The organism is Streptomyces sp. P6-2-1 (genome assembly GCF_050613165.1).
Taxonomy (GTDB): Bacteria; Actinomycetota; Actinomycetes; order Streptomycetales; family Streptomycetaceae; genus Streptomyces.
The window spans coordinates 142,311-163,597 of the sequence record NZ_CP192513.1; the positions used below are offsets into that span (position 1 = coordinate 142,311).

Sequence of the window (21,287 nt, forward strand, 5' to 3'; positions counted from 1 at the left end):
CCCTGACACTGGCCGTGCGGACCTGCCGGGGCCGCCCCGCGCCCCGGCCCGAGTCCCCGGGAGGCCGGACGATGGCGGAGCAGGATAGGCACGGCGCGTACCCGCCGATCGCTGAGCACGGTCTCATCGGGGATCTGCGCACGGCGGCGCTCGTCGCCGTGGACGGCAGCGTGGACTGGTTCTGTGCCCCGCGCTTCGACTCGCCGAGCATCTTCGGCGCGCTGCTCGACGCGCGCGAGGGCGGGCGCTGGCGGATCGCCCCGGTGGCGGACGGCGAGGCCACGTACCACCAGTTCTACTTCCCGGACACGAACATCCTCGTGACGCGGATGCTCACCCAGGACGGCATCGTCGAGGTGCAGGACTTCATGCCGCTGCTGCGGCCCAAGGACGACGCGCACCGGCAGCGGCTCGTGCGGCGCGTCGTGTGCGTGCGGGGGCGGATGCCGATGCGTACGGACATCGCGCCGCGCATGGATTACGGGCGCGCCCCGCACGAGGCCCGCGCCACGGCGTACGGGGCTGAGTTCACCGGCCCCGCGGGGGCGCTCGCGCTGCGCACGCGGGTCCCGCTGCGTATCGAGGGGCGGGACGCGCACGGCGAGTTCACGCTCTCGGCGGGGGAATCGGCCGCGTTCGTCCTGCAGGACGCGCGCGAGGACACACGCGAGACGTCGACGGCGGAGGTCGATGAGCTGTTCCTCGGCACGGTCGCCTACTGGCGCGGCTGGCTCTCCCGCTCCCGGTACACCGGTCGCTGGCGCGAGCGTGTGCACCGTTCCGTGCTGACCCTGAAGCTGCTCACGCACGAGCCGAGCGGCGCGGTGATCGCGGCGCCGACGCTCGGCCTGCCGGAGCGCGTGGGCGGGGAGCGGAACTGGGACTACCGGTACGTGTGGATCAGGGACGCGGCGTTCTCGCTGTACGCGCTGCTCCGGCTCGGCTTCACGGAGGAGGCCGACGCCTTCACGGGCTGGCTGACACGGCTGCTCCGCAAGGCGTGCGTGGGCGGCGAGGGCGGGCCGCTGCGCGCGCTGTACACGATCGACGGCGAGGCGGTGCGCGAGGAGGTCGTGCTCGACCACTGGGAGGGCTACCGGGGCTCAAGGCCGTGCCGCGTGGGCAATGGCGCGAAGGATCAGCTCCAGCTCGACATCTTCGGCGAACTCATCGACTCCGTCTACCTGTTCAACAAGTACGGCAAAGGCATCTCGTACGAGGCGTGGACCGATCTGTGCACGCTGCTCGACTGGCTGCTCGACCACTGGGACCAGCCCGACGAGAGCATCTGGGAGACCCGGGCGGGACGCCAGCGGCACACGTACTCGCGGCTCATGTGCTGGGTCGCCGTGGAGCGGATGGTGCGGGTGGCGCGGCAGCGGGGGCTGCCGGGGGACCTCACGCGGTGGATCTCGGTGCGGGACGCGATGTACCGGCAGATCATCGAGGAGGGCTGGGACGAGGAGGCGGGGACGTTCACGCAGCGGCTGCGGCCGGGCGACTCGGCGGCGGCGGAGGAGGCGGTGGGCGGGGACGCGGTGGTCGACGCGGCGCTGCTCCTCATGCCGATGGTGAAGTTCCTGTCCCCCACCGATCCGCGCTTCCTCGGCACGGTGGAGGCGATCCGGCGCGATCTCGTCGCGGACAGCCTCGTCTTCCGCTATGACCCGCGGCTCTCGCCCGACGGCCTGGAGGGCGCCGAGGGCACCTTCTCGATCTGCTCGTTCTGGTGGGTGGAGGCGCTGACGCGCTCCGGGGACGTGGAGGGGGCACGGCTCGCGCTGGAGAAGATGTTCACGTACGCGAACCATGTCGGCCTGTACGCGGAGCAGGTGGGGCCGACGGGCGAGCAACTGGGCAATTTCCCGCAGGCGTTCACGCACCTCGCGCTCATCAGCGCGGCGGTGAACCTGGACCGGACGCTGGGGCCCTGAGGCTCAGCCGCGGCTGCGGGCGGAGACGCGCAACGCCCAGCCGATGAGCGGGGCCTGGAGCGGGAGGCGGGCCCAGGCCACCGCGCGGTAGGGCGTCGGCCTGTCGTTCCAGTCGCGCGCCATGCGGATGTTCGCGGGGAAGACGGCGAGGAAGAGCCCCGCGGCGGCGAGCGCGCCCCGGGAGCGGGTCGCCGGCAGCGCGACGGCGGCACCGACCGCGCACTCGGCGGCGCCGCTGAGCCGGGTCCAGGTGCGCGGGGAGCCGGGCAGATTGCGCGGGACGATCGTGTCGAAGGGGGCGGGGCGCGCGAAGTGCAGGACGCCGGTGCCGACGAGGAGTCCGGCGAGGAGGGCGGCGGAGGTGTCGGGGCGGGACATCGGGGTCTCCTCTGGGTGGGGTGTGGCGTGAGCGTACGCCCTGAACACGACCGCACAAGAGCGTCGCGGCGCGAGGGGCTCCGCGGGCGCGACCGCGGTCCCGGAGATCGCCGCCGCCGGGGAGCGCGGCGCCCCCGGCGCGGGGCACCGGGGGCGGTCTGAGGGCGCGGGAGGCTCAGGAGAGGTCGATGCCCGGGTAGAGCGGGTGCTTGGCGAGGAGGTCGGCGGCCTGTTCGGCGGTGCGGGCGGCGAGACCCTCCTCGATGGCGTACTGGGCCTTCGAGGGCTTGCCCGACGTCGTGGTGCCGGGGCGGGTGCCGCGCAGGACGCCGTCGATGAGGGCCGCGACCTCGTCGAGTTCGGGGGTGCCGAGGCCGCGCGTCGTGAGCGCGGGCGTGCCGAGCCTGATGCCGCTCGTGTACCAGGCGCCGTTCGGGTCCTGCGGGACGGCGTTGCGGTTGGTGACGATGCCGGAGTCCAGGAGCGCGGACTCGGCCTGGCGACCGGTGAGGCCGTAGCCGGAGACGTCGAGGAGGACGAGGTGGTTGTCGGTGCCGCCGGTGACGAGCTTCGCGCCGCGCTTCGTGAGCCCTTCGGCGAGGGCGCGCGAGTTGTCCACGATCTGCTGCGCGTACGTGCGGAAGGCGGGCTGCCTGGCCTCGGCGAGGGCGACGGCCTTGGCGGCCATGACGTGCGGGAGCGGGCCGCCGAGGACCATCGGGCAGCCGCGGTCGACGTGCTCGGCGAGGGACTCCTCGCACAGCACCATGCCGCCGCGCGGGCCGCGCAGGGACTTGTGCGTCGTGGTCGTCACGATGTGCGCGAAGGGGACCGGGTCGTACTCGCCGGTGAGGACCTTTCCGGCGACGAGTCCGGCGAAGTGCGCCATGTCGACCATGAGCGTCGCGCCGACCTCGTCGGCGATCTCGCGCATGACGCGGAAGTTGACGAGGCGCGGGTAGGCCGAGTACCCGGCGATGAGGATGAGCGGGCGGAACTCGCGGGCGGCGGCGCGCACGGCGTCGTAGTCGATCCTGCCCGTCTCCGGGTCGGTGCCGTAGCTGCGCTGGTGGAACATCTTGCCGCTGATGTTGGGGCGGAAGCCGTGCGTGAGGTGGCCGCCCGCGTCGAGCGACATGCCGAGCATCCGCTGGTCGCCGAGGGAGCGCCGCAGCGTGGCCCAGTCGTCCTCGGTCAGGTCGTTGACGCCCCGTACCCCGGCGCGTTCGAGCGCCGGGCTCTCGACGCGCTGCGAGAGGACCGACCAGAAGGCGACGAGGTTGGCGTCGATGCCGGAGTGCGGCTGCACGTAGGCGTGGTCGGCGCCGAAGAGTTCCCGCGCGTGCTCGGCGGCGACGGACTCGACCGTGTCGACGTTGCGGCAGCCCGCGTAGAAGCGGTGCCCGACGGTGCCCTCGGCGTACTTGTCGCTCATCCAGTTGCCCATCGCGAGGAGCGTCGCGGGGGACGCGTAGTTCTCGCTCGCGATGAGCTTGAGGGACTCGCGCTGGTCGGCCAGCTCCTGGCCGATCGCCGCGGCGATGCGGGGCTCGACGGAGCGGACGACGTCGAGGGCGCCGCGGAAGGCCGCGGAGGCGAGGGAGGCGTTCTGTTCGGGTGCGGTGGACATGGCTCACTCCCAGGTCAGGGTCGAATGGCCCAGGCGCACGACCGCACACCGGGCGGTGGCACCGCCCGTGCGGGGGCCGCTTCCTCGTGGTCGATTCCACTGTTCGCGCCAGTCACGGCCCCGGAGGCAGGCTAGCAAGGAACCCGCCTGCCGGGGGCCCTCCGGCTCACGATGCGGGACGCCCCCGGCGGCTCGCGCGCGGGGGGAGGATCATGGACGGGCCCGGGGATGTTCCCGGGTGTCCGACCACCGACGGAGGCCACGCTGTGCAGTACGTGAAACTCGGCTCGACAGGCCTGGACGTCTCGCGCCTGACCCTGGGGTGCATGAGCTTCGGCATCCCCGACCGGGGCAATCACGCGTGGACGCTCGACGAGGAGCGCTCGCGTCCCCTGATCCGGCAGGCGATCGAGGCGGGCATCACGTTCTTCGACACCGCCAACGCCTACTCGGACGGCACGAGCGAGGAGATCGTGGGGCGCGCCCTGAGGGACTTCGCGCGCCGCGAGGACGTCGTGCTCGCCACGAAGGTGTTCATGCCCATGCGCCAGGGCCCCAACGGCGGCGGCCTCTCGCGCAAGGTGATCCTGCACGAGATCGACGCGAGCCTGAAGCGCCTCGGCACCGACTACGTGGACCTGTACCAGATCCACCGCTACGACCCGGCGACACCGGTCGAGGAGACGATGGAGGCGCTGCACGACGTCGTGAAGGCGGGCAAGGCCCGTTACATCGGCGCGAGTTCGATGTACGCCTGGCAGTTCTCGAAGCTCCAGTACACGGCGGCGGCGCACGGCTGGACGCGCTTCGTCTCGATGCAGGACCACTACAACCTGCTCTACCGCGAGGAGGAGCGCGAGATGCTGCCGCTCTGCGCGGACCAGGGCGTCGGCGTGCTGCCGTGGAGCCCGCTCGCGCGCGGGCGGCTCGCCCGCCCGTGGGACGCGGAGACGGAGCGGGCGCGCACGGACGAGTTCGGCAAGACGCTCTACGCCGAGGGCGACCGCGAGATCGTCGCCGCGGTCCAGCGGATCGCCGCGGCCCGCGAGGTCCCCGCCGCGCGGGTCGCGCTCGCGTGGCTGCTCCAGCGGCCCGGCGTCACCTCGCCCATCGTCGGCGTGACGAAGGAGTCGCACCTGACGGACGCGGTCGCCGCCCTCGACGTCGTCCTGGACGAGAAGGAGATCGCCGAGCTGGAGGCGCCGTACGGGCCGCACGAGGTCGCGGGGCACTGACGCCCGCGCGGGGCGGTACGGGACGGAGCGCCGGTACGACGGGCCCGGGGCCGGTACGACGGGCGCGGGCGCCGGTACGACGGGCGCGGGCGCCGGTACGACGGGCGCGGGCGCCGGTACGACGGGCGCGGGCGCCGGTACGGGGGCGGCCGCCGTTCGCGTACCGGCCGCCCCGTACCCGTACGGGCTCCGCCCCCTCCCCCGTCCGGCGGTACGATCATCGTGCCGCCCGAGGGCGCGCGGCGCCCCCGACGACCGCGACGACGAGGCGAGACATGGCTGCCCAGCTGAGCACCCTCCAGATCAGCGCGACCAATCCCGAGCACCCCGCTCTCCTCCTGGACCTCCCTTGGGAGCTGCCCCTGGAGGAGTGGCCCGAGCGGTATCTCGTGCCGCTGCCGCGCGGTATCTCGCGGCACGTCGTGCGGTACGCGCGGGCCGGGGACGAAGTGCTCGCGGTCAAGGAACTGGCGAAGCGGCCGGCCGAACGCGAGTACACGCTCCTGCGGGACCTGGACCGCCTCGGGATACCCGCGGTCGATCCGCTCGCTGTCGTCACGGGGCGCACGACGGCCGACGGGGAGCCACTGGAGACGGCGCTCATCACGCGGCACCTGGGCGGCTCGATGCCGTACCGCGCGATGTTCGAGACGACGATGCGCCCGTCGACGATGAACCGGCTCATGGACGCGCTCGCCGTGCTCCTCGTGCGGCTCCACCTCGTGGGCTTCGCGTGGGGCGACTGCTCGCTGTCGAACACGCTCTTCCGGCGCGACGCGGGCGCCTTCGCCGCGTACCTCGTGGATGCCGAGACCGGCGAGACGCACACGGCGCTCAGCCGGGGCCAGCGCGCGTACGACATCGACCTCGCGCGCGTCAACATCGCGGGCGAACTGCTCGACCTGGAGGCTTCGGGGGCGCTGCACCCCTCGGTCGATCCCGTCGAGTTCTCCGCGGCGCTCGCGGCCAGGTACGAGGAGCTGTGGACGGAGCTGACGCGGCAGTCGGTCTACCCGGCGGACAAGCGGCACTACATCGACCGGCGGGTGCGGCGCCTCAACGACCTGGGCTTCGACGTGGCCGAGATGCAGATCGGCTCGACGCGGGACGGCGAGCGCATCACCTTCCTGCCGAAGGTCGTGGACGCGGGGCACCACCAGCGGCAGTTGCTGCGCCTGACGGGGCTCGACGCGGAGGAGAACCAGGCGCGGCGGCTGCTCGGCGACCTGGAGACGTGGATGGCGACGCAGGAGGACTACGCGCCGGGCGACCCGGCGGGCGCGCGCACGGAGGTGCTCGCGCACCGCTGGGTGCGCGAGGTCTTCCGGCCCGCCGTGCGCGGGGTGCCGCTGGAGTCGCGGCGCAACCTCGACCCGGCCCAGGTCTACCACGAACTCCTGGAGAACCGCTGGTACTTGTCCGAGCGCGCGGGCAAGGACGTGGGGCTCCCCGAGGCGACGAGGGACTACGTGGAGCGGGTGCTGCCCGGGCAGGTCCCCGAGGCGGGGTGAGCCGTCCCGCCCGGGCAGCGGCGCTCAGTCGCTCGGTACGGCCGCCGACTGCCGCGCCTTCGCCGCCTCGCCCGTCGTCACGTGCACGTAGTCCACGACGAGCTGCTGCGGGAGCTGCGTGGAGCCGTCGGGGTCACCGGGCCAGTAGCCGCCGACGGCCAGGTTGAGGATGATGAAGAACGGCTTGTTGAAGACCCATTCGTTGCCGCCGAGGTCGGCGGGCGTACGGGTCTGGTAGACGTTGCCGTCGACCGACCAGGTGATCGAGTCGGGGTTCCAGTCGACCGCGAAGGTGTGGAAGTCGTCGGCGAACGCGGCGCCGCCGGGGAGCGTGTACCCCGCGCCGATGCCGTCGGAGCCCGAGTAGCCGGGGCCGTGGATCGTGCCGTGGACGGTGTCGGGCTCGAAGCCGACGTTCTCCATGATGTCGATCTCGCCCGAGTTGGGCCAGCCCACGGAGCCGATGTCGTCGCCGAGCATCCAGAAGGCGGGCCAGATGCCCTGGCCGCGCGGGATCTTCATCCGGGTCTCGACGTGCCCGTAGGTGCTGCTGAACTTGCCGGAGGTGTTGAGGCGCGCGGAGGTGTACTCGCAGCTCCCGTACCAGCACTGGTATCCGGCCGGGTTCTCCTTCTTGGCGGTGATGACGAGGTGGCCGTCCCCGTCGAGTGCCGCGTTGTCGGTGCCCGAGGTGTAGTACTGCCGTTCGTGGTTGTCGACGTTGTCGCCGGTCTCCAGCTGCCACTTGGAGGCGTCGACGCCCGCGCCCGCGGGGCCGTCGAAGTCGTCGGTGAAGCTCGCGGCGGCGGCGGAGGGCGTGGCCGCCTTCGTGGGCGCCGCGCTCGCCGCGCCGGGCAGGAGCGCGGTGGCGCCGAGCGCGGCGGCCACGACGAGTGCGGAGAGCGGGCGGTGCCGCCTGAGGGCACGCAAGGGAGTGCGCACGAGGGTCACTTCGCTTTCGGTGGGTGAAGTGGTGGGGGGACCTGTGCCGGCGCGGGGCGGGAGGGCGTACGGGGCGTGGGGGCCCGGTGCGTGGTGTGACCGCGCGCTCGGTGCACACTCCGCCCTCGCCAGGAAGTGAAGCCGCGGGGCCGTGGGGGGCGTCCGCCGCGTTCACTTGTCGGCGTCATCGATTCAAGAGGGACCGGCGGTGTGCGTCAAGGTGTTCGTCTGGACCAATTGGCGCGCGAGGGGGCTCAGTTGCCGGGCGTGTGGGGGGTACGGGCGGGAGGCACACGGCGCGCGGCCGCGCTCAGGCGCTCCGCCATCGCGGCGCAGCGGTCGATCAGCTCGGGCGGTTCGATGACCTCGAAGGCGTGCCCCAGCATCGCGACGTACGCGAGGATGCGGTCGGGCGCGCTGCCGCCGCTGAGCAGTTCGCAGGCGTGCGCGCCCCGTTCGCGGACGAGCGCGGCGGAGGCGGGGACCTGGGCGCGGACCTCGCCGGCCGGGGCGTGCACGAGGAAGCGGGCGCTGTGCGCGTAGGCGCCCGTGACCACGCCGCGCTGGACGTAGGCCGCCGCGTCCTCGGGCGCGGGGCGTGGCGTGAACCGCCACGTGCGCGCGGCGACTTCGGTCATGCGGTCGACACGGAACGTGCGCCAGTCGTCGCGGTCGAGGTCGAACGCGAGGAGGTACCACCTGCGGTCGGAGGCGACGAGGCGGTACGGCTCGACGCGGCGCTCGCCGACCTCGCCGTGCGAGGGGTAGCGGAAGCGGGCCTCGACCTCGTCGCGGCAGGCCCCGGCGAGGGTCACGAGGGCCGCGGGGTCCACGCGCTGGGGGCCGCCCTCGAAGAATTCGACGGCCCCGGCCAGCGCGCTCACCTCGTGGCGCAGTCGCGCGGGCATGACGCGGTCGATCTTGGCGAGCGCGCGCAGCGCCGCCTCGCCCGCCCCCGGGCCTCCCCCGCCCGCCCCGGCGAGCAGCGAGGCCGCGGTGGCGGTCGCCTCCTCGTCGTCGAGCAGCAGCGGCGGCAGCTCGCTGCCCGCACCGAGCCGGTAGCCCCCGCCGACGCCCTGGAGGGCGTGCACCGGGTAGCCGAGCGCGCGCAGCCGCTCGACGTCGCGGCGCACGGTACGGCTCGTGACACCGAGCCTGGCGGCCAGTTCGGGTCCGCTCCAGCTGCGCCTGCGCTGGAGGAGGCCGAGCAGGACCAGTACCCGCTCGGTCGTGCTCCGTTCGCGGTCACGTGCCGCCGTTCCCGTCATCGTTCCCCCTCGCCCGTGGTCGCCGCGCCCACTGTGGCAGATGTCGCGGACAGAAGTGGTCCGCTTTTCCTGCCAGAGTGCGCACGCCACATGCCACACGCCGCACGACGGACGGAGCCCGCCATGAGCCACACCTTCCAGGTCACCTTCGACGCCCACGACCCCGTGGCCCTGTCCCTCTTCTGGCGCGACACGCTCGGATACGTGCTGCCGGGGCCGCCCGGCGCCGACCTCGCGGAGGGCGAGGACCCGCTCGCGGCCTGGGACGTCTTTCTCGCGCGGATCGGGGTGCCCGAAGAGGCGCGCGGCTCGCGCTCGGCGATCGAGGACCCGGAGGGCGTCGGGCCCCGGGTCTTCTTCCAGCAGGTCCCCGAGGGAAAGACCGCGAAGAACAGGGTGCATCTCGACGTGCGGGCCGCTCCGGGGCTCACGGGCGAGGAGCGGATGGCGGCGCTGGAGGCCGAGTGCGCGCGGCTCGTGGCGCTCGGGGCCAGGCGGCTCGCGCGGTACGAGCCCGAGGCACCGCTGAGCGCGGGGCACCTCGTCCTGGCCGATCCCGAGGGGAACGAGTTCTGTCTCGACTGAGCGGCCGGGAGCGGGCACGGGCCGCGGGACCCGCCGGGGACCTCGCACCTCCCCGACAGGCTCCGTGGACTCGTACGTATGATCGAAGGATGAGCACCCACCTTTCCCCCGCCGAGGCACGCGAGCGCCTCAAGGAGCTGACCGTCGTGGACGTCCGCTCCCCCGGCGAATTCGCCGCCGGGCACCTGCCCGGCGCCTACAACGTGCCGCTCGACCAGCTCGACCGGGCCGTGCCCGTGCTGCGCGAGACCACGGGCGACGGCGACCTGCTCGTCGTGTGCGCGGCCGGCCCGCGCGCGGAGACCGCCCGCGCGCGGCTCGCGGAGCGGGGCGTCGACGCCGCGGTCCTCAGCGGCGGCACGAACGCCTGGTCCGAGGAGGGCGGCGACCTGGAGCTGTCGGCCGGCGCCGGCGACCGCACGCCGTGGGACATGAACCGGCAGGTGCGTTTCGCCGCCGGTTCGCTGGTCCTGCTCGGCCTGCTCGCCGGGCGCAAGGCGCCCAAGGCCCGGCTCCTCGCCGTGGGCATCGCGGGCGGCCTCGTCTACTCGGGCGTCTCGGGTTCGTGCGGCATGGCCGCCGTCCTCGGCAAGCTGCCGTTCAACCGGCAGGACGACGGCGCCGTCGACGCGACGATCGAGGCGCTGCGCACGCGCTGAGTCCGCACGGAGGGGCCGCCCGGGACACCGTCCCGGGCGGCCCCTCCGGCGTCTCCGGGTGGCTCCGCGCGCGCCCGCAAGCTCTGAGAAGGCCCTCGCGGGGGCGGTCCCCCTCAGAGCTTGCGGGCGACCAGGAGGGCCGCGCGGGGTGCGCCGTCGGGGCGGTGCCCGAAGTCGTCGAGCGGGACGAGGCGCTCGCTGAAACCGGCGCGCAGAAGGTCCCCGCGGACGGCACTGTAGGGCCACGTGCGGTAGTACATGACGAACGGCGGCCTGCGCACGGCGTTGCGCAGCCGCATCGCCGCGTCGAAGCCGCTCGCCGCCCACCATGCGGGCGCGCTCGCGGACAGCGGCGCGGCGAGCGGGAAGGCGAGGACGCCGCCCGGACGCAGCGACTGACGGACCCGGGCGAAGAGCCGGGGGCGGTCGTCGGGCAGGAAGTGGCCGAAGGCACCGAAGCTCACCGCGAGGTCGTAGCCCTCGCGGAAGGGCAGCGCGAGCGCGTCGGCGCGGACCCAGTCCACGGCGGGCGGCCCGCTCACGGGGCGCGTTCGCGCGGCGGTGGTACGGGCCACTTCGAGCATCCCCGCACTGAAGTCGACGCCCGTCACGCGGCGCCGGCACAGCGGCAGCAGGGTGCGCAGGCCCGCGCCCGTGCCCGTGCACAGGTCGAGGCCGTCGTCGAAGGGCCCGAGCGGACGCAGGGCCTTGGTGACGGCGTGCAGCCAGGACTCGGGCGTGCGGAAGGGCGTCGCATCGAACTTGGGTGCGAGTAGGTCGTACCCCCGCTCGACGGAGGAGAGCGCCTGGGTGGCCAGCTCGCGGAGGGTCGGTCCCTGAGAGGTGAACACCCGGCAGAGCGTAGTGCGCGGGGGGCGAGCCGTGCGGGAGGCGGGGTGGGGGCCGCCCGTTTCGGGCGGTACGGGGCTGTTTTCCCGCAGGGGCGGCTGTTCGCCCGCGCGGTGCGGGGTACCCGGCGGGGAGGCGGGAGCGCATCCACTCCCCGACACGAAACATTTCATCCGATTAGCCCTATATAAGCCCTTTCGGATGATACGCGGAACAGCTTAGGGGGTATCCGTTTTCTATGGACACGACCCAGTGGAACCTGGCGGTCGGCACGACCGCGATCATCATGCCGATCATCGGCGTGCTCATCGTCGCGGCACTCATCGGGGCGTTCGTCTACGGGCGCAGGCTCAGGGCACGCCAGCCCGCCCCGCCGACGCCCGACGAGCAGCCGCACCTGCCCGAGGGCGGCCCGGTGGGCGAGGAACGCGAGCGGCGCGAGCCGGACGAGATGGAGCCGCGCGAGGCACGGCTCACACCGCACGAGCTGAACGGCGGCGGCACCGGGCAGGACCGGCGCAGTCCCTCGCAGAAGGAACGGAAGTGGGACGAGAACAGCAGTGGCGGCTTCGGGAGCGGCGGCTTCGGCTGAGCCGCCGGAGCACACCTCGGCCGAGCCAGCCGGAGAAACGGGGACACGGGGCCGTACCCGGAGGGCCGCACTCCCGCGTTCGCGCGGGGTGCGGCCCTCCTGCCCGTAGCGGCGGGATGCCCGGCGCGGAAAGATCGTTCCGGCCCGTGGGCAGGGCCCTGACCGGGCGATAACCTGCGCTCATGACGGCCTCGACCCCGCCCGGGCACGCGCACGCCTTCACGCACATCCAGACCCTGCCGAGCTGGCTCGCCGGGCGTGTCGCCGCGCGCGGCCGAAGTCTCGTGACGTCCGCGCTCTCCGGCCTCGGGCTGCGCCTGCCGCACCACGCCGTGCTCGCCTTCGTGAGCGAACGGGGACCGGTCGCGCAGGCCGAAGTCGTGCGGGAGCTGGGTTTCGACGCGAAGGACGTGGTCCTGCTCCTCAACGACCTGGAGCGCGCGGAACTCGCGATACGCGAGCCCGACCCGCGCGACCGCCGCAAGAACGCGGTACGGGTCACCGCACGGGGTGCGCGGACGGTGCTGCGCTGCGCGGAGCTGGCCGAGCGCGCCAACGCCGAACTCCTCGCACCGCTCAGCGTGGAGGAGGGCAGGCACCTGGTGGAGCTGTTGCGGCGGGTGCACGAAGGGCACTGCGCGGCGCCCTGAAACAAACCGGGCCCGGCGGCGAAAACAACCGGCCCGGCGGCGATCTTCCGCCCGTGCGCGAGGGCAGGCGACCTCCTTCTTCGCCGCCTTCACGGCCTTCTCGGTCTTCCGCCCGTGCGCGGGGGCAGACCAGCGGGGCCACCCCTTCCGGAACCGCGCACCTGGTGTCCCCGAAGACCTCGGCCGGGGCAGCGGTACCGGGTACGACGACCTCGCGCGCGACAGCACGGGCTCACGGAGCGGCGATCGGGCCTTGCGTACGGGGGGACCGCCCGGGCAGAGGCCCGCGGGTACTGACGGAACCGCGCGCCCGGTGTTCGCGGAGATCAAGACCAGCCGCGGCGCAGCCGGGGACGACGATCGCGCCATCCAGCCGGTGCCCCGCGACCCGCCCCCCGGCACGACGACCCCGCGAGCGCGGCAGCACCGGCTCGCGGGGCGGAAGTCGGGCCTTCTGCTGCCGGGTCAGCCGCGCGGGCCCGCCGTCTCCTCCGCCACCGGCGTGACGTGCGTGTCGACACGGTTCATGCAGGCGGGGCAGTAGCGCTCACCGGCGTCGGGCGGGACGGGCGGGGCATCGGGCACACGGACGCCGCACAGCGCCTTGTCCCCTTGGTCCATCGCGTGCCACACGAGGGACGGGGCTTCCCCGGCATCCTGGGTCGCCTTCAATATGCGCACGATTCCTCCTCTCGGCCCGGACGCTCGTCCGGCGCTTCAAGAGAAACCCCGGCCGCCCCCGGGCGCACCCGGAGCCGACGTCCCGTGACACCCCGCCACACCCCCGGCGCCCGCCCTGACGTGGCACGGGACGGCATGCGACGCGCCCGGCGGGTGCTTCACCCGATTGGGGGCGAGCCGTCCGCCGGGCGGCGAAAACCCCTCGCACAGGGGCCACCGGGCGCGCTACGGTCCCCGCCCGCCACGAGGGAGGACGCATGCGCGGAATCCACCCCGAAGGCCTGCGCCCGGCCCCCGGCTCCAGCCACGTCACCGTCGTCCCCGCCGGGCCGACCGCCTCCCTCTCGGGGCGGTGCCCACTCGACACGGTGGGGCGTCTCGTCGCCGAGGGCGACGTCCTGGCGCGGACCGATCAGGTCGTCGCGCACGCGCTGCGGGCCCTCGCCGCCGCCGGGGCGGGTCCCGCCGACGTGGTGCGCGCGGTCGTCCACGTACGGACGCAGGAGACGGCGACACTCGGCGCGGTGTGGCAGCGGCTGAGGGACTCGGCGCTCCGCCCCGCGCTCACGAGCGCGGCGACACTCCTCGGCGCCTCGGCGCTCGGCCACCCGGGACAGCTCGTGGAGGTGGACCTGACGGCTGCGCTCCCCGCCGCCTGACCGCCTCGACCGCCGTACGGCACGAAGCGGGCCCTGACCGCCGTACGGCAGGCGCGAGGCGGCTACGGAGCCGCACCGGCAGCGCGCGCCACGGGCCACCCCAGCCGCGTGCCCCCGCCCGCGCGCCACCGCCCCGCTGCCTCCCCGCCCCCCGTCGCCCCCTCAGCGCCGCGTCACCCCGTGCCCGCCCTCCTCGCTTCCCGGGTGTCCGCGCTCACGGGCCAGGACGAGACCGAGCAGGGCGAGCAGCGCGCCCGTACCGCTGAGTACGTGCAGGGCGACTTCGAGCGGGCCGCGTTCGAATGCGACACCGAGCACGAGATTCGCCGCCGCGCACGCGAGCAGCACCCCCCACAGCAGCCCCCTGCGCATGGCCGGTCCTCCTTCCCCCGACGGCCCTCGGGCCGTCCCCGTTCCCGACGCGCGCGGGGAACGAGGCAACCCGGACCCCTTCCCGCGCATCTACAGAGACGCATGTACCCCCGCCGGGTTCCCTGTTCGCACCACGGCACCACTATGAACCGGATGTATACCTCGTGTGTATAGTCATCGCCCGAGACGCGCTCCGCGCCGGGGCACCGCGCCGGCCTGCGCTTTCGTGGTCATGACGGTCGGTCGGGCGCGGTCGCTTCGCCACCCCGCCCGACCGAAGGAAGTACCGCCATGCCCACTGTCCCCCGTCCCGCCCGCCGTCGCGGCCGCGCCAGGATCGCGGCGCTCACCGCGAGCGCCGCGCTCGCGCTGGGCCTGAGCGGCTGCACGAGCCTGCACACGGTGACTCCGGCGAGCGAGCGCGGGCATGCTTCGGCGAAGGTCCTGATGGCCGATCAGCCGGTGGACTGCCGCAAGGCGAAGTGCATCGCGCTCACCTTCGACGCGGGGCCCAGCAAGCACACCCCGCAACTGCTGAAGATCCTCAAGGAGAAGAAGGTCCACGCGACCTTCTTCCTGCTCGGCAAGAACCACATAGAGCGCTACCCGAAACTCGTCACGCGCATCTCCGAGGAGGGCCACGAGGTCGCCGAGCACACGTGGTCGCACCGCAGGCTCACGGATCTCTCCGCGAAGGAGGTGCGCGAGGAGCTGTCGCGCACCCAGAACGCGGTCAAGGACCTGACCGGCAAGGAGCCGACGCTGATGCGCCCGCCGCAGGGGCGCACGAGCGACGAGGTCTCGAAGATATGCAAGGAGTTCGGGATCGCACAGGTGCTGTGGAGCGCGACGGCGAAGGACTACGCGACGTCGGACTCGAAGCTCATAGAGAAGCGCATACTCGACCAGTCCGGGCGCGACGGCGTGATCCTCCTGCACGACCTCTACGACGGGACCGTGCCCGCCGTGCCGCACCTCATCGACGCGCTGCGGGCCAAGGGCTACACCTTCGTGACCGTGCCCGAGCTGATGGCCCCGGGGGCGCCGAAGCCGGGTGAGGTCTACCGGCCCTGACGCCCCGCCACGCGCGGCCCGCTCAGAACTCCTCGTGCGTGTCCGGGTCGCCGCCGAGCCGCCGCTCGGGACGCTCGCCGATGCGGCGCAGGTCCTCGTCGGACAGCTCGAAGCCGAAGACGTCGATGTTCGCGCGCTGGCGCTCCGGGTCGGCGGACTTCGGCACGGGCAGGGCGCCGAGCTGGAGATGCCAGCGCAGTACCGCCTGCGCGGGCGTGACCCCGTGGCGCGCGGCGACCTCGCCGATCGCGGGGTCGTCGAGCAGTTCGCTGCCCCTGCCCAGCGGGCTCCAGCTCTGGGTCACGATCGCCTTCTCGCGGTGGAAGGCGCGCAGCGCGTCCTGCGGGAGCAGCGGGTGCATCTCGATCTGGTTGACCGTGGGCAGTACGCCCGTCTCGGCCTCCAGGCGGCGCACGTGCTCCGGCGTGAAGTTCGAGACGCCGAGCGAGCGGATCAGGCCCTCGTCGCGGAGCTTGATCATGGCGCGCCAGGAGTCCACGTACTTGTCGACGCGGGGCAGCGGCCAGTGGATGAGGTAGAGGTCGACGTACTCGACGCCGAGGCGCCGCCGCGAGGCGTCGAAGGACGCCAGCGTCTCCTCGTAGCCGTGGTCGCGCCCCGGCAGCTTCGTCGTGACGTACAGCTCCTCGCGCGGCAGGCCGCAGGCCGCGATGCCGCGCCCCGTGCCGGTCTCGTTGCGGTAGTTGACCGCCGTGTCGAAGAGGCGGTAGCCGGCGGCGACGGCGGTGCGGACCGCGCGCTCGGCTCCGGCGTCGTCCAGCGGGTACGTGCCCAGGCCGAGCGCGGGCAGGCGGTGGCCGTCGCTCAGGCCGCGCAGCGGGGCGGGGGTCGTCATGGGGCGCAGCTCCTTGTGCCGGGGCCCCGGCCGGGGCCCGTTCCTTTCCTCACGTACCACGTGTCCCTGACGCCACACGCGAACGGGGCCGCTCCCCCGCCGCAGGCGAGTGAGCGGCCCCCCGGGGCGACGCGTCAGCAGACGCTGTCGGTGGGCTTCGGGTTGCCGAGGCCGAAGAGCGGGCGCAGCTTGAGTCCCGCGTACGTGCCGAGGAGCGCGACCGCGCCCCAGATCCAGCCGTGCAGGCTGCCCGAAGCGATACCGGCGAGGTAGGCGCCGATGTTGCAGCCGCCCGCCATGCGCGCGCCGATGCCCATGAGGACACCGCCGAGCACGCCCGCGAGCGCGGTGCGCGCCGGGATCGAGCGGTGCAGGGTCCATACGCCGCCCGCGGCGGCCGCGACACCGGCGCCGATCATGATGCCGAAGTCCGTGAGGCTGTTCTTGTCGGCGAGCAGCGGGCCGTGCAGCTGTGCCGCGTTGCCCGCCTGCTGCCAGTACGCCCACCCCGAGGGGTCGCCACCGAGCAGGTCGGCGATACGGCTGCCCCACAGCGCGAAGGCGCTCGTGACGCCCCAGGCGCCGCCCGAGACGAGGAGCACGCCGGCGCCGAGGACGGCGAGGACGAGGGCGCCCGCCCACAGCGTCCAGGAGCCGCGCAGCACGCGCGCCGCCGTCGTGCGCGCGGACGGCGGCACACCGATGGGCGGCGGGTTGCGGCGCGCCTGGATCCGGCGCGCGACGACGTACACGACGGCGAGGGCGACGAGGGTGACGGCGACGGAGCCGCCCCAGCCGCCGAAGTGGTCCGAGAAGAGGAAGGGATCGGCGGCGGGGAGGTCGCGCCACAGCTCCCACTGCCAGGCGGCGAGCGTCGATCCCGCGATGAATCCGGCGAGTGTGAGGACGATCGTGCTCTGTCCCGAGCCGACCGCGAAGAGGGTCCCCGACGCGCAGGCGCCGCCCAGCTGCATCCCGACGGCGAAGAGGAAAGCGCCGATGAGCAGGCCGAGACCGATGGGACCCGCGCTCGGCGCGGGCGTGGTGCCGAAGAGCCCGGTCCCTGTGCCGATGATGAGCGCGAAGAGTGCCGCGGTGGTGCCGAGAAGGAGGGTGTGGGCGCGCAGTCCCGTGCCGTTGCCGACGGCGATGAGCTGCCGCCAGGCGGAGGTGAAGCCGAAGCGGGAGTGGAAGAGCGCGACGCCGAGGGCGATGCCGAGCAGGAGCAGGACACCGGGCTTGGCGCCGTGCTCGGCCCAGGTCCAGGCGGTGAGCCCGGCGCCGATGACGGCGGCGAGGGCGAGCGGGATCCTGTTGACGGGCGGCAGGGGCTCGGCGGCAGGGGGCGGGGTGCTCGTGGGTACGGGGGCGAGCGGTCCCCTGCGGGTTGCCGGGGTGTCCGCCGTGGGAGCGGGGGCGGTGGTCACGGGGGTGCCTTTCGGGCGGGGATACGGTGCGACGCGGCGGCCCAGGGGGACGGGCGGTTCGCTGGGTGGACGCGACTGTCCGGATGGCGGGACGCGCGGAGGTACAGGGGGAACGGGGGTGCGTCACCGGGTGCGCGTACGGACGGGGCCAGGTGTCAGCGACGACACAGAGCGTCGTCAACGCTCCAGGAAGTGGCGGCGAAGAGCGCCAGGCTGAGAGTGCGTGCCGGTCCGTGCATGCGGACACGATAATCAGACATATGGCCGACGTCGCCCCCTCGTCTCGTCATACGGGACGAAAACCACTGAGGAGTGAGACGAGTCACCGCCGAAACTCGTTCGCCGGGGCCCGGGCCCGGCGGTAGACAGTGCGCGTGACGGACACGAGACACCCGGCGCCCCGCCTGCGCCCCGCGCAGGCGGGGGACGCCCCCTTCCTGGAGCGGATGCTCCTGGAGGCCTTCAACTGGGACCGCCCGCGCTTCACCCGTGCCGCGCTCCTGGCGCTGCCGCCGGCCGCGCACTACGTGAGCGGCTGGCCGCAAGCCGGTGACCTCGGCGTCGTCGCGGAGGACGCGCGGGGGCGCGGGCTGGGGGCCGCGTGGGCGCGCAGCTTCCCGGCCGAGGACCCGGGATACGGGCATGTCGCGCCGCACATCCCGGAGTTGACGCTCGCCGTCGTGCCCGGACAGCGGGGCAGGGGCGTGGGCGGCGCACTGCTCGACGCGCTGGTCCTGGCGGCGGCCGCGGCCGGGTGCGCGGCGCTGAGCCTGAGCGTCGAGGACGGCAACAGGGCGCGGCGGCTCTACGAGGGGCGCGGCTTCGTGCGCGTGGGACGCGAGGGGGACGCGGACACGCTGCTGCTCCGGCTCAGATCCGCCAGCCGCGCAGCCGTTCCGCCACCGCGTACAGGTCCGCGCGGTCCGCGCTGATCTCCTTGATCAGCTCGGAGAGTGCCCCGTAGGGCGGGTCTATGCCCTCGCCGCACTGGCCCATGTACTGGGCGGCGACCTGTGCCGCGTACAGGGAGTTGCGGTGCGGAAGGGGTTCGAGGCGGACGATCGTGTGGAGGAGCGCGGCGGCGCGCCAGGCCGCGTCGGGGTCGGAGGCGGCGAGGGTCGGCATGGTGGTGCGGTGCCGTGAGACGGCGGCGACGAGCGCCGAGTAGTCGGCGACGGAGACGTCCTCGGGCACGGCCTGCTCCTGGACGTCGAGGAGCCAGGCCACATCCACGAACAGGGCCATCAGGCGACGCTCTTCCCTCCGCCGTGGCCGTGCCCGCGGGCCTGCGCGCCACTGTGGCCGGACGCGCGTCGCCGCGGGGGTATCTCGGTGGGAAAGGCCGCGTCGAACTCCTCACGCAGCCGGTCGCCCCAGTCCAGCGCGCCCGAGACGAACTGCCTGCGCTGGTGCTCCCGCACGCCGAGGTCGTGCAGATACTGCTTGAGGCTCTTGCCCTCGGCCGCCGCCGCGGCCCTGACGCCTTCCAGCTCCTCTTCGGTGAAGGACACGTTGAGTGACGGCATGCGGGCCAGGGTACCTAGCCGGTACCAGCCCGTGAAGGGTAATCGGGCGTCAAGTGACCGAAGGCACGGACAAGTTCGGTGCTGACGTGGTGGTATTCCGGTCATGACGGCAGACAAGTCGACGGATGCGGCCGCTGACGGGGCGACAGACCGGGCGCGGGGCGAGCTGATCGGTTCCGGGCGCAGCGCCGACGTGTACGCGCTCGGCGAGGAGTGGGTGGTGCGCAGGTACCGCTCGGCGCGGGACACCGCGGCGGAGGCGGAGGTGATGCGCCGTATCGCCTCCTACGGCTATCCGCTCCCCGCCCTGCGCCCGGGCCCCTTCGCCGTCGACGAGATGGTCGTGGCGCGGATCGCGGGGCCGACGCTCGCGCAGTCGCTCGCGGCCGGGGACACCGGCACGGCGGAGGGCGCCGCGCTGCTCGCCGGTCTCCTGCGGCGGCTGCACCGCGTGCCCGCCCCCGCCGACGCGCCCGCCGGGCACCGCTTGCTCCATCTCGACCTGCACCCCGAGAACGTGCTGCTCTCCCCGGCGGGGCCGGTCGTCATCGACTGGGAGTCGGCGGCGGTGGGGCCGCCGGGGCTCGACTGGGCGTCGAGCGCGCTGATCCTCGCCGAGGCGGCGCTGCGGCTCGACGTCCCCGCGCTCGTCGAGCTGTTCCTGCCCGAGTTCCTGGCGCTCGCGCCGCCCGAGCTGGGCACGTACCTGACGGCGGCCAGGGAGCGGCGCGAGGCGATACCGGGGCTCACGGCCGGGGAACGCGCGCTCCCCGCGCGGGCTTTCGCGCTCCTCCCCCCGCTCTGGGAGCGCTCGCGTGCTCGCTACGATGCCCGACGGCAGCCGTAGACCGACCGACGCCCCCAAGACCGTAGGAGAGCCGGTTCGTGCGAGACATCGCCGTCTTCAGTGGTAGTGCCCATCCCGAACTCGCGGCGGAGGTGTGCCGGCACCTGGAAGTGCCGCTCTCGCCCGCGCGGATCAACCGCTTCGCCAACGACTGCCTGGAGGTGCAGCTGGCGGCGAACTGCCGGGAGCGGGACGTGTTCCTGATCCAGCCGCTCGTCGCGCCCGTGCAGGAGCACCTCGTCGAACTGCTCATGATGTGCGACGCGGCGCGCGGGGCTTCGGCGGGCCGCATCACCGTCGTCATGCCGCACTACTCCTACGCCCGATCCGACAAGAAGGACATGCCGCGCATCTCGCTGGGCGGGCGGCTCGTCGCCGACCTCCTCGTGACGGCGGGCGCGAGCAGGGTCCTCGCGCTGACCCTGCACTCGCCGCAGGTGCACGGCTTCTTCTCGGTCCCCGTCGACCACCTGCACGCGCTGCGCGAACTCGCGACGCACTTCCGCAAGCTGGACCTGTCGAACACGACGGTGGTCTCGCCCGACCTCGGCAACGCGAAGGAGGCCGCGGCCTTCGCGCGGCTCCTCGGGACGCGGGTCGCGGCGGGCGCCAAGCAGCGCTTCGAGGACGACAAGGTGTCGATCAGCGCGGTCATCGGGGATGTCGCCGACCGGGACGTCATCGTCCTGGACGACGAGATCGCGAAGGGCAGCACGGTTCTCGAACTCCTCGACCGGCTGCGGGAGCTGGGGGCGCGTTCGGTACGGGTCGCGTGTACGCACGGGCTCTTCGCCTCGGGCGCGCTCAAGCGGCTGAGCGAGCAGCCCGAGGTCCTGGAGATCGTCTGCACCAATTCGGTGCCGGTCCCCGAGGCCGAGCGCACCGAGAAGCTGACGGTGCTCTCGGTGGCGCCCGCGCTCGCCGAGGCGGTGCGGCGCATCCACAACGGCGAGTCGGTGAGCGCGCTCTTCGACGGGCTGTAGGAGTCGTCCGGCGGCGTGACCGCCTCCAACGTCCCAGGTCGCGGCCGGTCACGGGTGGTGGCGCGGGATGCTCCGTACGGGGGACGGGGCGAAACCAGGACGGCGCTGAGCTGTTGTGCAGCGTGCCCCGCCCACGGGGCGCCGGCCGTCCCGGGCCCCCGTGTCCGCCGGGTGGTCACGCAGTCCGACTCATCAGGAGCACGTTTCATGAAGAAGTACCTCGCCGCCGCCGCGATGTCCGCGTCCGTCGCCGGTGTCGCGATGGCCGCGGCCCCCGCGATGGCGCTCGCCGACGACGGCGGCACCACCTCGGTGAGCGGCAACGGCGCCGCGGACGCGTTCGGCAACGCGACCACGCTCGGCGACCAGAGCCCGCAGGCCAGCCTCGTGAGCGACAGCCTCAACAAGCTGTGCCTGGGCGTGCCGGTCAAGGCCAACGCCGGCTCGCTCGTGGGTCTCCTCGTGCCGGTCGCCGTGCAGGACGTCAACGTCCTGTCCTCGCCGCAGAACCAGCAGTGCGCGGAGAACTCCACGCAGGCGAAGGGCGACGAGCCCCTGTCGCACCTCGTGGAGGACATCCCGGTCCTGTCCGCGAACGGCGTGCGCAACGGCTGACCGCCCGCGGGGCC

At 73.6% G+C, this 21,287-nt stretch carries 24 protein-coding genes and 1 riboswitch; of the genes, 13 read left to right on the forward strand and 11 right to left on the reverse strand.

The annotated features are described in order from the left end of the window. Positions 1–71: 71 nt before the first annotated feature. Positions 72–1,934 carry a glycoside hydrolase family 15 protein gene (locus ACQYWQ_RS00565; RefSeq protein WP_431031852.1) on the forward strand — a complete coding sequence of 621 codons (1,863 nt, stop codon included), beginning with the start codon at positions 72–74 and terminating at the stop codon, positions 1,932–1,934. Between the two features lie 3 nt (positions 1,935–1,937). Here the strand turns inward: ACQYWQ_RS00565 and ACQYWQ_RS00570 are convergent, their stop codons facing one another. Together ACQYWQ_RS00570 and ACQYWQ_RS00575 are read right to left on the reverse strand one after the other, a co-directional pair. Further along, positions 1,938–2,312 carry a DoxX family protein gene (locus ACQYWQ_RS00570; RefSeq protein ID WP_431031853.1) on the reverse strand — a complete coding sequence of 125 codons (375 nt, stop codon included), beginning with the start codon at positions 2,310–2,312 and terminating at the stop codon, positions 1,938–1,940. 175 nt (positions 2,313–2,487) lie between these two features. Continuing rightward, entirely contained in the window at positions 2,488–3,942 is a 1,455-nt protein-coding gene (locus tag ACQYWQ_RS00575) for a glycine hydroxymethyltransferase (RefSeq protein WP_431031854.1), read from the reverse strand. Between the two features lie 20 nt (positions 3,943–3,962). Then, positions 3,963–4,068: riboswitch (ZMP/ZTP riboswitch) on the reverse strand. Positions 4,069–4,208: 140 nt separating this feature from the next. Here ACQYWQ_RS00575 and ACQYWQ_RS00580 point away from each other — a divergent pair. After that, positions 4,209–5,177 (forward strand): aldo/keto reductase, encoded by a 969-nt coding sequence (locus ACQYWQ_RS00580; protein ID WP_431031855.1) that lies wholly within the window; start codon positions 4,209–4,211, stop codon positions 5,175–5,177. A 275-nt stretch (positions 5,178–5,452) separates the two neighbouring features. Then, on the forward strand, positions 5,453–6,688 hold the full coding sequence (locus ACQYWQ_RS00585) for a DUF4032 domain-containing protein (RefSeq protein ID WP_431031856.1): 1,236 nt from the start codon (positions 5,453–5,455) through the stop codon (positions 6,686–6,688). Between the two features lie 24 nt (positions 6,689–6,712). Here ACQYWQ_RS00585 and ACQYWQ_RS00590 read toward each other — a convergent pair whose 3' ends face one another. Both ACQYWQ_RS00590 and ACQYWQ_RS00595 read right to left on the reverse strand, forming a co-directional pair. Then, positions 6,713–7,618: a glycoside hydrolase family 16 protein gene (locus ACQYWQ_RS00590; RefSeq protein ID WP_431039023.1), complete on the reverse strand. Its 906-nt coding sequence runs from the start codon at positions 7,616–7,618 to the stop codon at positions 6,713–6,715. 266 nt (positions 7,619–7,884) lie between these two features. Continuing rightward, the gene (locus ACQYWQ_RS00595) at positions 7,885–8,898 is read right to left on the reverse strand and encodes a helix-turn-helix transcriptional regulator (protein WP_431031857.1); all 1,014 of its coding nucleotides are present in this window, start codon (positions 8,896–8,898) and stop codon (positions 7,885–7,887) included. Between the two features lie 123 nt (positions 8,899–9,021). On the opposite strand from ACQYWQ_RS00595, the gene ACQYWQ_RS00600 reads away from it, so the two are divergent. Then, on the forward strand, positions 9,022–9,483 hold the full coding sequence (locus ACQYWQ_RS00600; protein ID WP_431031858.1) for a VOC family protein: 462 nt from the start codon (positions 9,022–9,024) through the stop codon (positions 9,481–9,483). An 89-nt stretch (positions 9,484–9,572) separates the two neighbouring features. Next, the gene (locus tag ACQYWQ_RS00605; protein ID WP_431031859.1) at positions 9,573–10,142 is read left to right on the forward strand and encodes a rhodanese-like domain-containing protein; all 570 of its coding nucleotides are present in this window, start codon (positions 9,573–9,575) and stop codon (positions 10,140–10,142) included. A gap of 113 nt (positions 10,143–10,255) precedes the next feature. On the opposite strand, the gene ACQYWQ_RS00610 is transcribed toward ACQYWQ_RS00605, so the two are convergent. Then, a complete protein-coding gene (locus tag ACQYWQ_RS00610) occupies positions 10,256–10,993 on the reverse strand; it encodes a class I SAM-dependent methyltransferase (RefSeq protein ID WP_431031860.1) in 738 nt (245 codons plus the stop codon). Between the two features lie 236 nt (positions 10,994–11,229). Between ACQYWQ_RS00610 and ACQYWQ_RS00615 the strand changes: the two genes are divergently transcribed. Together ACQYWQ_RS00615 and ACQYWQ_RS00620 are read left to right on the forward strand one after the other, a co-directional pair. Beyond that, on the forward strand, positions 11,230–11,583 hold the full coding sequence (locus ACQYWQ_RS00615) for a DUF6479 family protein (RefSeq protein WP_431031861.1): 354 nt from the start codon (positions 11,230–11,232) through the stop codon (positions 11,581–11,583). Positions 11,584–11,765: 182 nt separating this feature from the next. Continuing rightward, the gene (locus ACQYWQ_RS00620) at positions 11,766–12,233 is read left to right on the forward strand and encodes a MarR family winged helix-turn-helix transcriptional regulator (protein WP_431031862.1); all 468 of its coding nucleotides are present in this window, start codon (positions 11,766–11,768) and stop codon (positions 12,231–12,233) included. 465 nt (positions 12,234–12,698) lie between these two features. Here ACQYWQ_RS00620 and ACQYWQ_RS00625 read toward each other — a convergent pair whose 3' ends face one another. Further along, positions 12,699–12,914: a hypothetical protein gene (locus ACQYWQ_RS00625; protein ID WP_431031863.1), complete on the reverse strand. Its 216-nt coding sequence runs from the start codon at positions 12,912–12,914 to the stop codon at positions 12,699–12,701. Between the two features lie 257 nt (positions 12,915–13,171). Here ACQYWQ_RS00625 and ACQYWQ_RS00630 point away from each other — a divergent pair, with 257 nt between their 5' ends. After that, a complete protein-coding gene (locus ACQYWQ_RS00630; protein WP_431031864.1) occupies positions 13,172–13,573 on the forward strand; it encodes a RidA family protein in 402 nt (133 codons plus the stop codon). Positions 13,574–13,735: 162 nt separating this feature from the next. Here the strand turns inward: ACQYWQ_RS00630 and ACQYWQ_RS00635 are convergent, their stop codons facing one another. Further along, a complete protein-coding gene (locus ACQYWQ_RS00635; RefSeq protein ID WP_431031865.1) occupies positions 13,736–13,945 on the reverse strand; it encodes a hypothetical protein in 210 nt (69 codons plus the stop codon). A gap of 291 nt (positions 13,946–14,236) precedes the next feature. On the opposite strand from ACQYWQ_RS00635, the gene ACQYWQ_RS00640 reads away from it, so the two are divergent. Further along, positions 14,237–15,019 carry a polysaccharide deacetylase family protein gene (locus ACQYWQ_RS00640; RefSeq protein ID WP_431031866.1) on the forward strand — a complete coding sequence of 261 codons (783 nt, stop codon included), beginning with the start codon at positions 14,237–14,239 and terminating at the stop codon, positions 15,017–15,019. A gap of 22 nt (positions 15,020–15,041) precedes the next feature. Here the strand turns inward: ACQYWQ_RS00640 and ACQYWQ_RS00645 are convergent, their stop codons facing one another. Together ACQYWQ_RS00645 and ACQYWQ_RS00650 are read right to left on the reverse strand one after the other, a co-directional pair. Then, complete coding sequence (locus ACQYWQ_RS00645; protein ID WP_431031867.1) at positions 15,042–15,875, reverse strand: aldo/keto reductase; 834 nt, start codon at positions 15,873–15,875, stop codon at positions 15,042–15,044. Positions 15,876–16,009: 134 nt separating this feature from the next. Continuing rightward, positions 16,010–17,302 carry a YeeE/YedE family protein gene (locus ACQYWQ_RS00650; RefSeq protein ID WP_431031868.1) on the reverse strand — a complete coding sequence of 431 codons (1,293 nt, stop codon included), beginning with the start codon at positions 17,300–17,302 and terminating at the stop codon, positions 16,010–16,012. A gap of 374 nt (positions 17,303–17,676) precedes the next feature. Here ACQYWQ_RS00650 and ACQYWQ_RS00655 point away from each other — a divergent pair, with 374 nt between their 5' ends. Beyond that, complete coding sequence (locus ACQYWQ_RS00655; RefSeq protein ID WP_431031869.1) at positions 17,677–18,234, forward strand: GNAT family N-acetyltransferase; 558 nt, start codon at positions 17,677–17,679, stop codon at positions 18,232–18,234. On the opposite strand, the gene ACQYWQ_RS00660 is transcribed toward ACQYWQ_RS00655, so the two are convergent. After that, positions 18,173–18,547, reverse strand: a complete 375-nt coding sequence (locus ACQYWQ_RS00660; protein ID WP_431031870.1) for a toxin Doc — start codon at positions 18,545–18,547, stop codon at positions 18,173–18,175. The two genes, ACQYWQ_RS00655 and ACQYWQ_RS00660, sit on opposite strands and share 62 nt — an antisense overlap. Then, positions 18,547–18,828, reverse strand: coding sequence for a hypothetical protein (locus ACQYWQ_RS00665; RefSeq protein WP_431031871.1), 282 nt, complete (start codon positions 18,826–18,828; stop codon positions 18,547–18,549). Before ACQYWQ_RS00665 ends, ACQYWQ_RS00660 begins: the two co-directional genes overlap by 1 nt. 103 nt (positions 18,829–18,931) lie before the next feature. On the opposite strand from ACQYWQ_RS00665, the gene ACQYWQ_RS00670 reads away from it, so the two are divergent. The 3 genes from ACQYWQ_RS00670 to ACQYWQ_RS00680 all read left to right on the forward strand — a co-directional run bounded on the left by ACQYWQ_RS00670 (position 18,932) and on the right by ACQYWQ_RS00680 (position 21,273). Next, positions 18,932–19,675, forward strand: coding sequence for a phosphotransferase (locus ACQYWQ_RS00670; RefSeq protein WP_431031872.1), 744 nt, complete (start codon positions 18,932–18,934; stop codon positions 19,673–19,675). 38 nt (positions 19,676–19,713) lie between these two features. Further along, positions 19,714–20,658: a ribose-phosphate diphosphokinase gene (locus ACQYWQ_RS00675; RefSeq protein WP_431031873.1), complete on the forward strand. Its 945-nt coding sequence runs from the start codon at positions 19,714–19,716 to the stop codon at positions 20,656–20,658. Between the two features lie 207 nt (positions 20,659–20,865). Continuing rightward, positions 20,866–21,273, forward strand: coding sequence for a rodlin (locus ACQYWQ_RS00680; protein ID WP_431031874.1), 408 nt, complete (start codon positions 20,866–20,868; stop codon positions 21,271–21,273). The last annotated feature ends 14 nt before the right edge of the window (positions 21,274–21,287 follow it).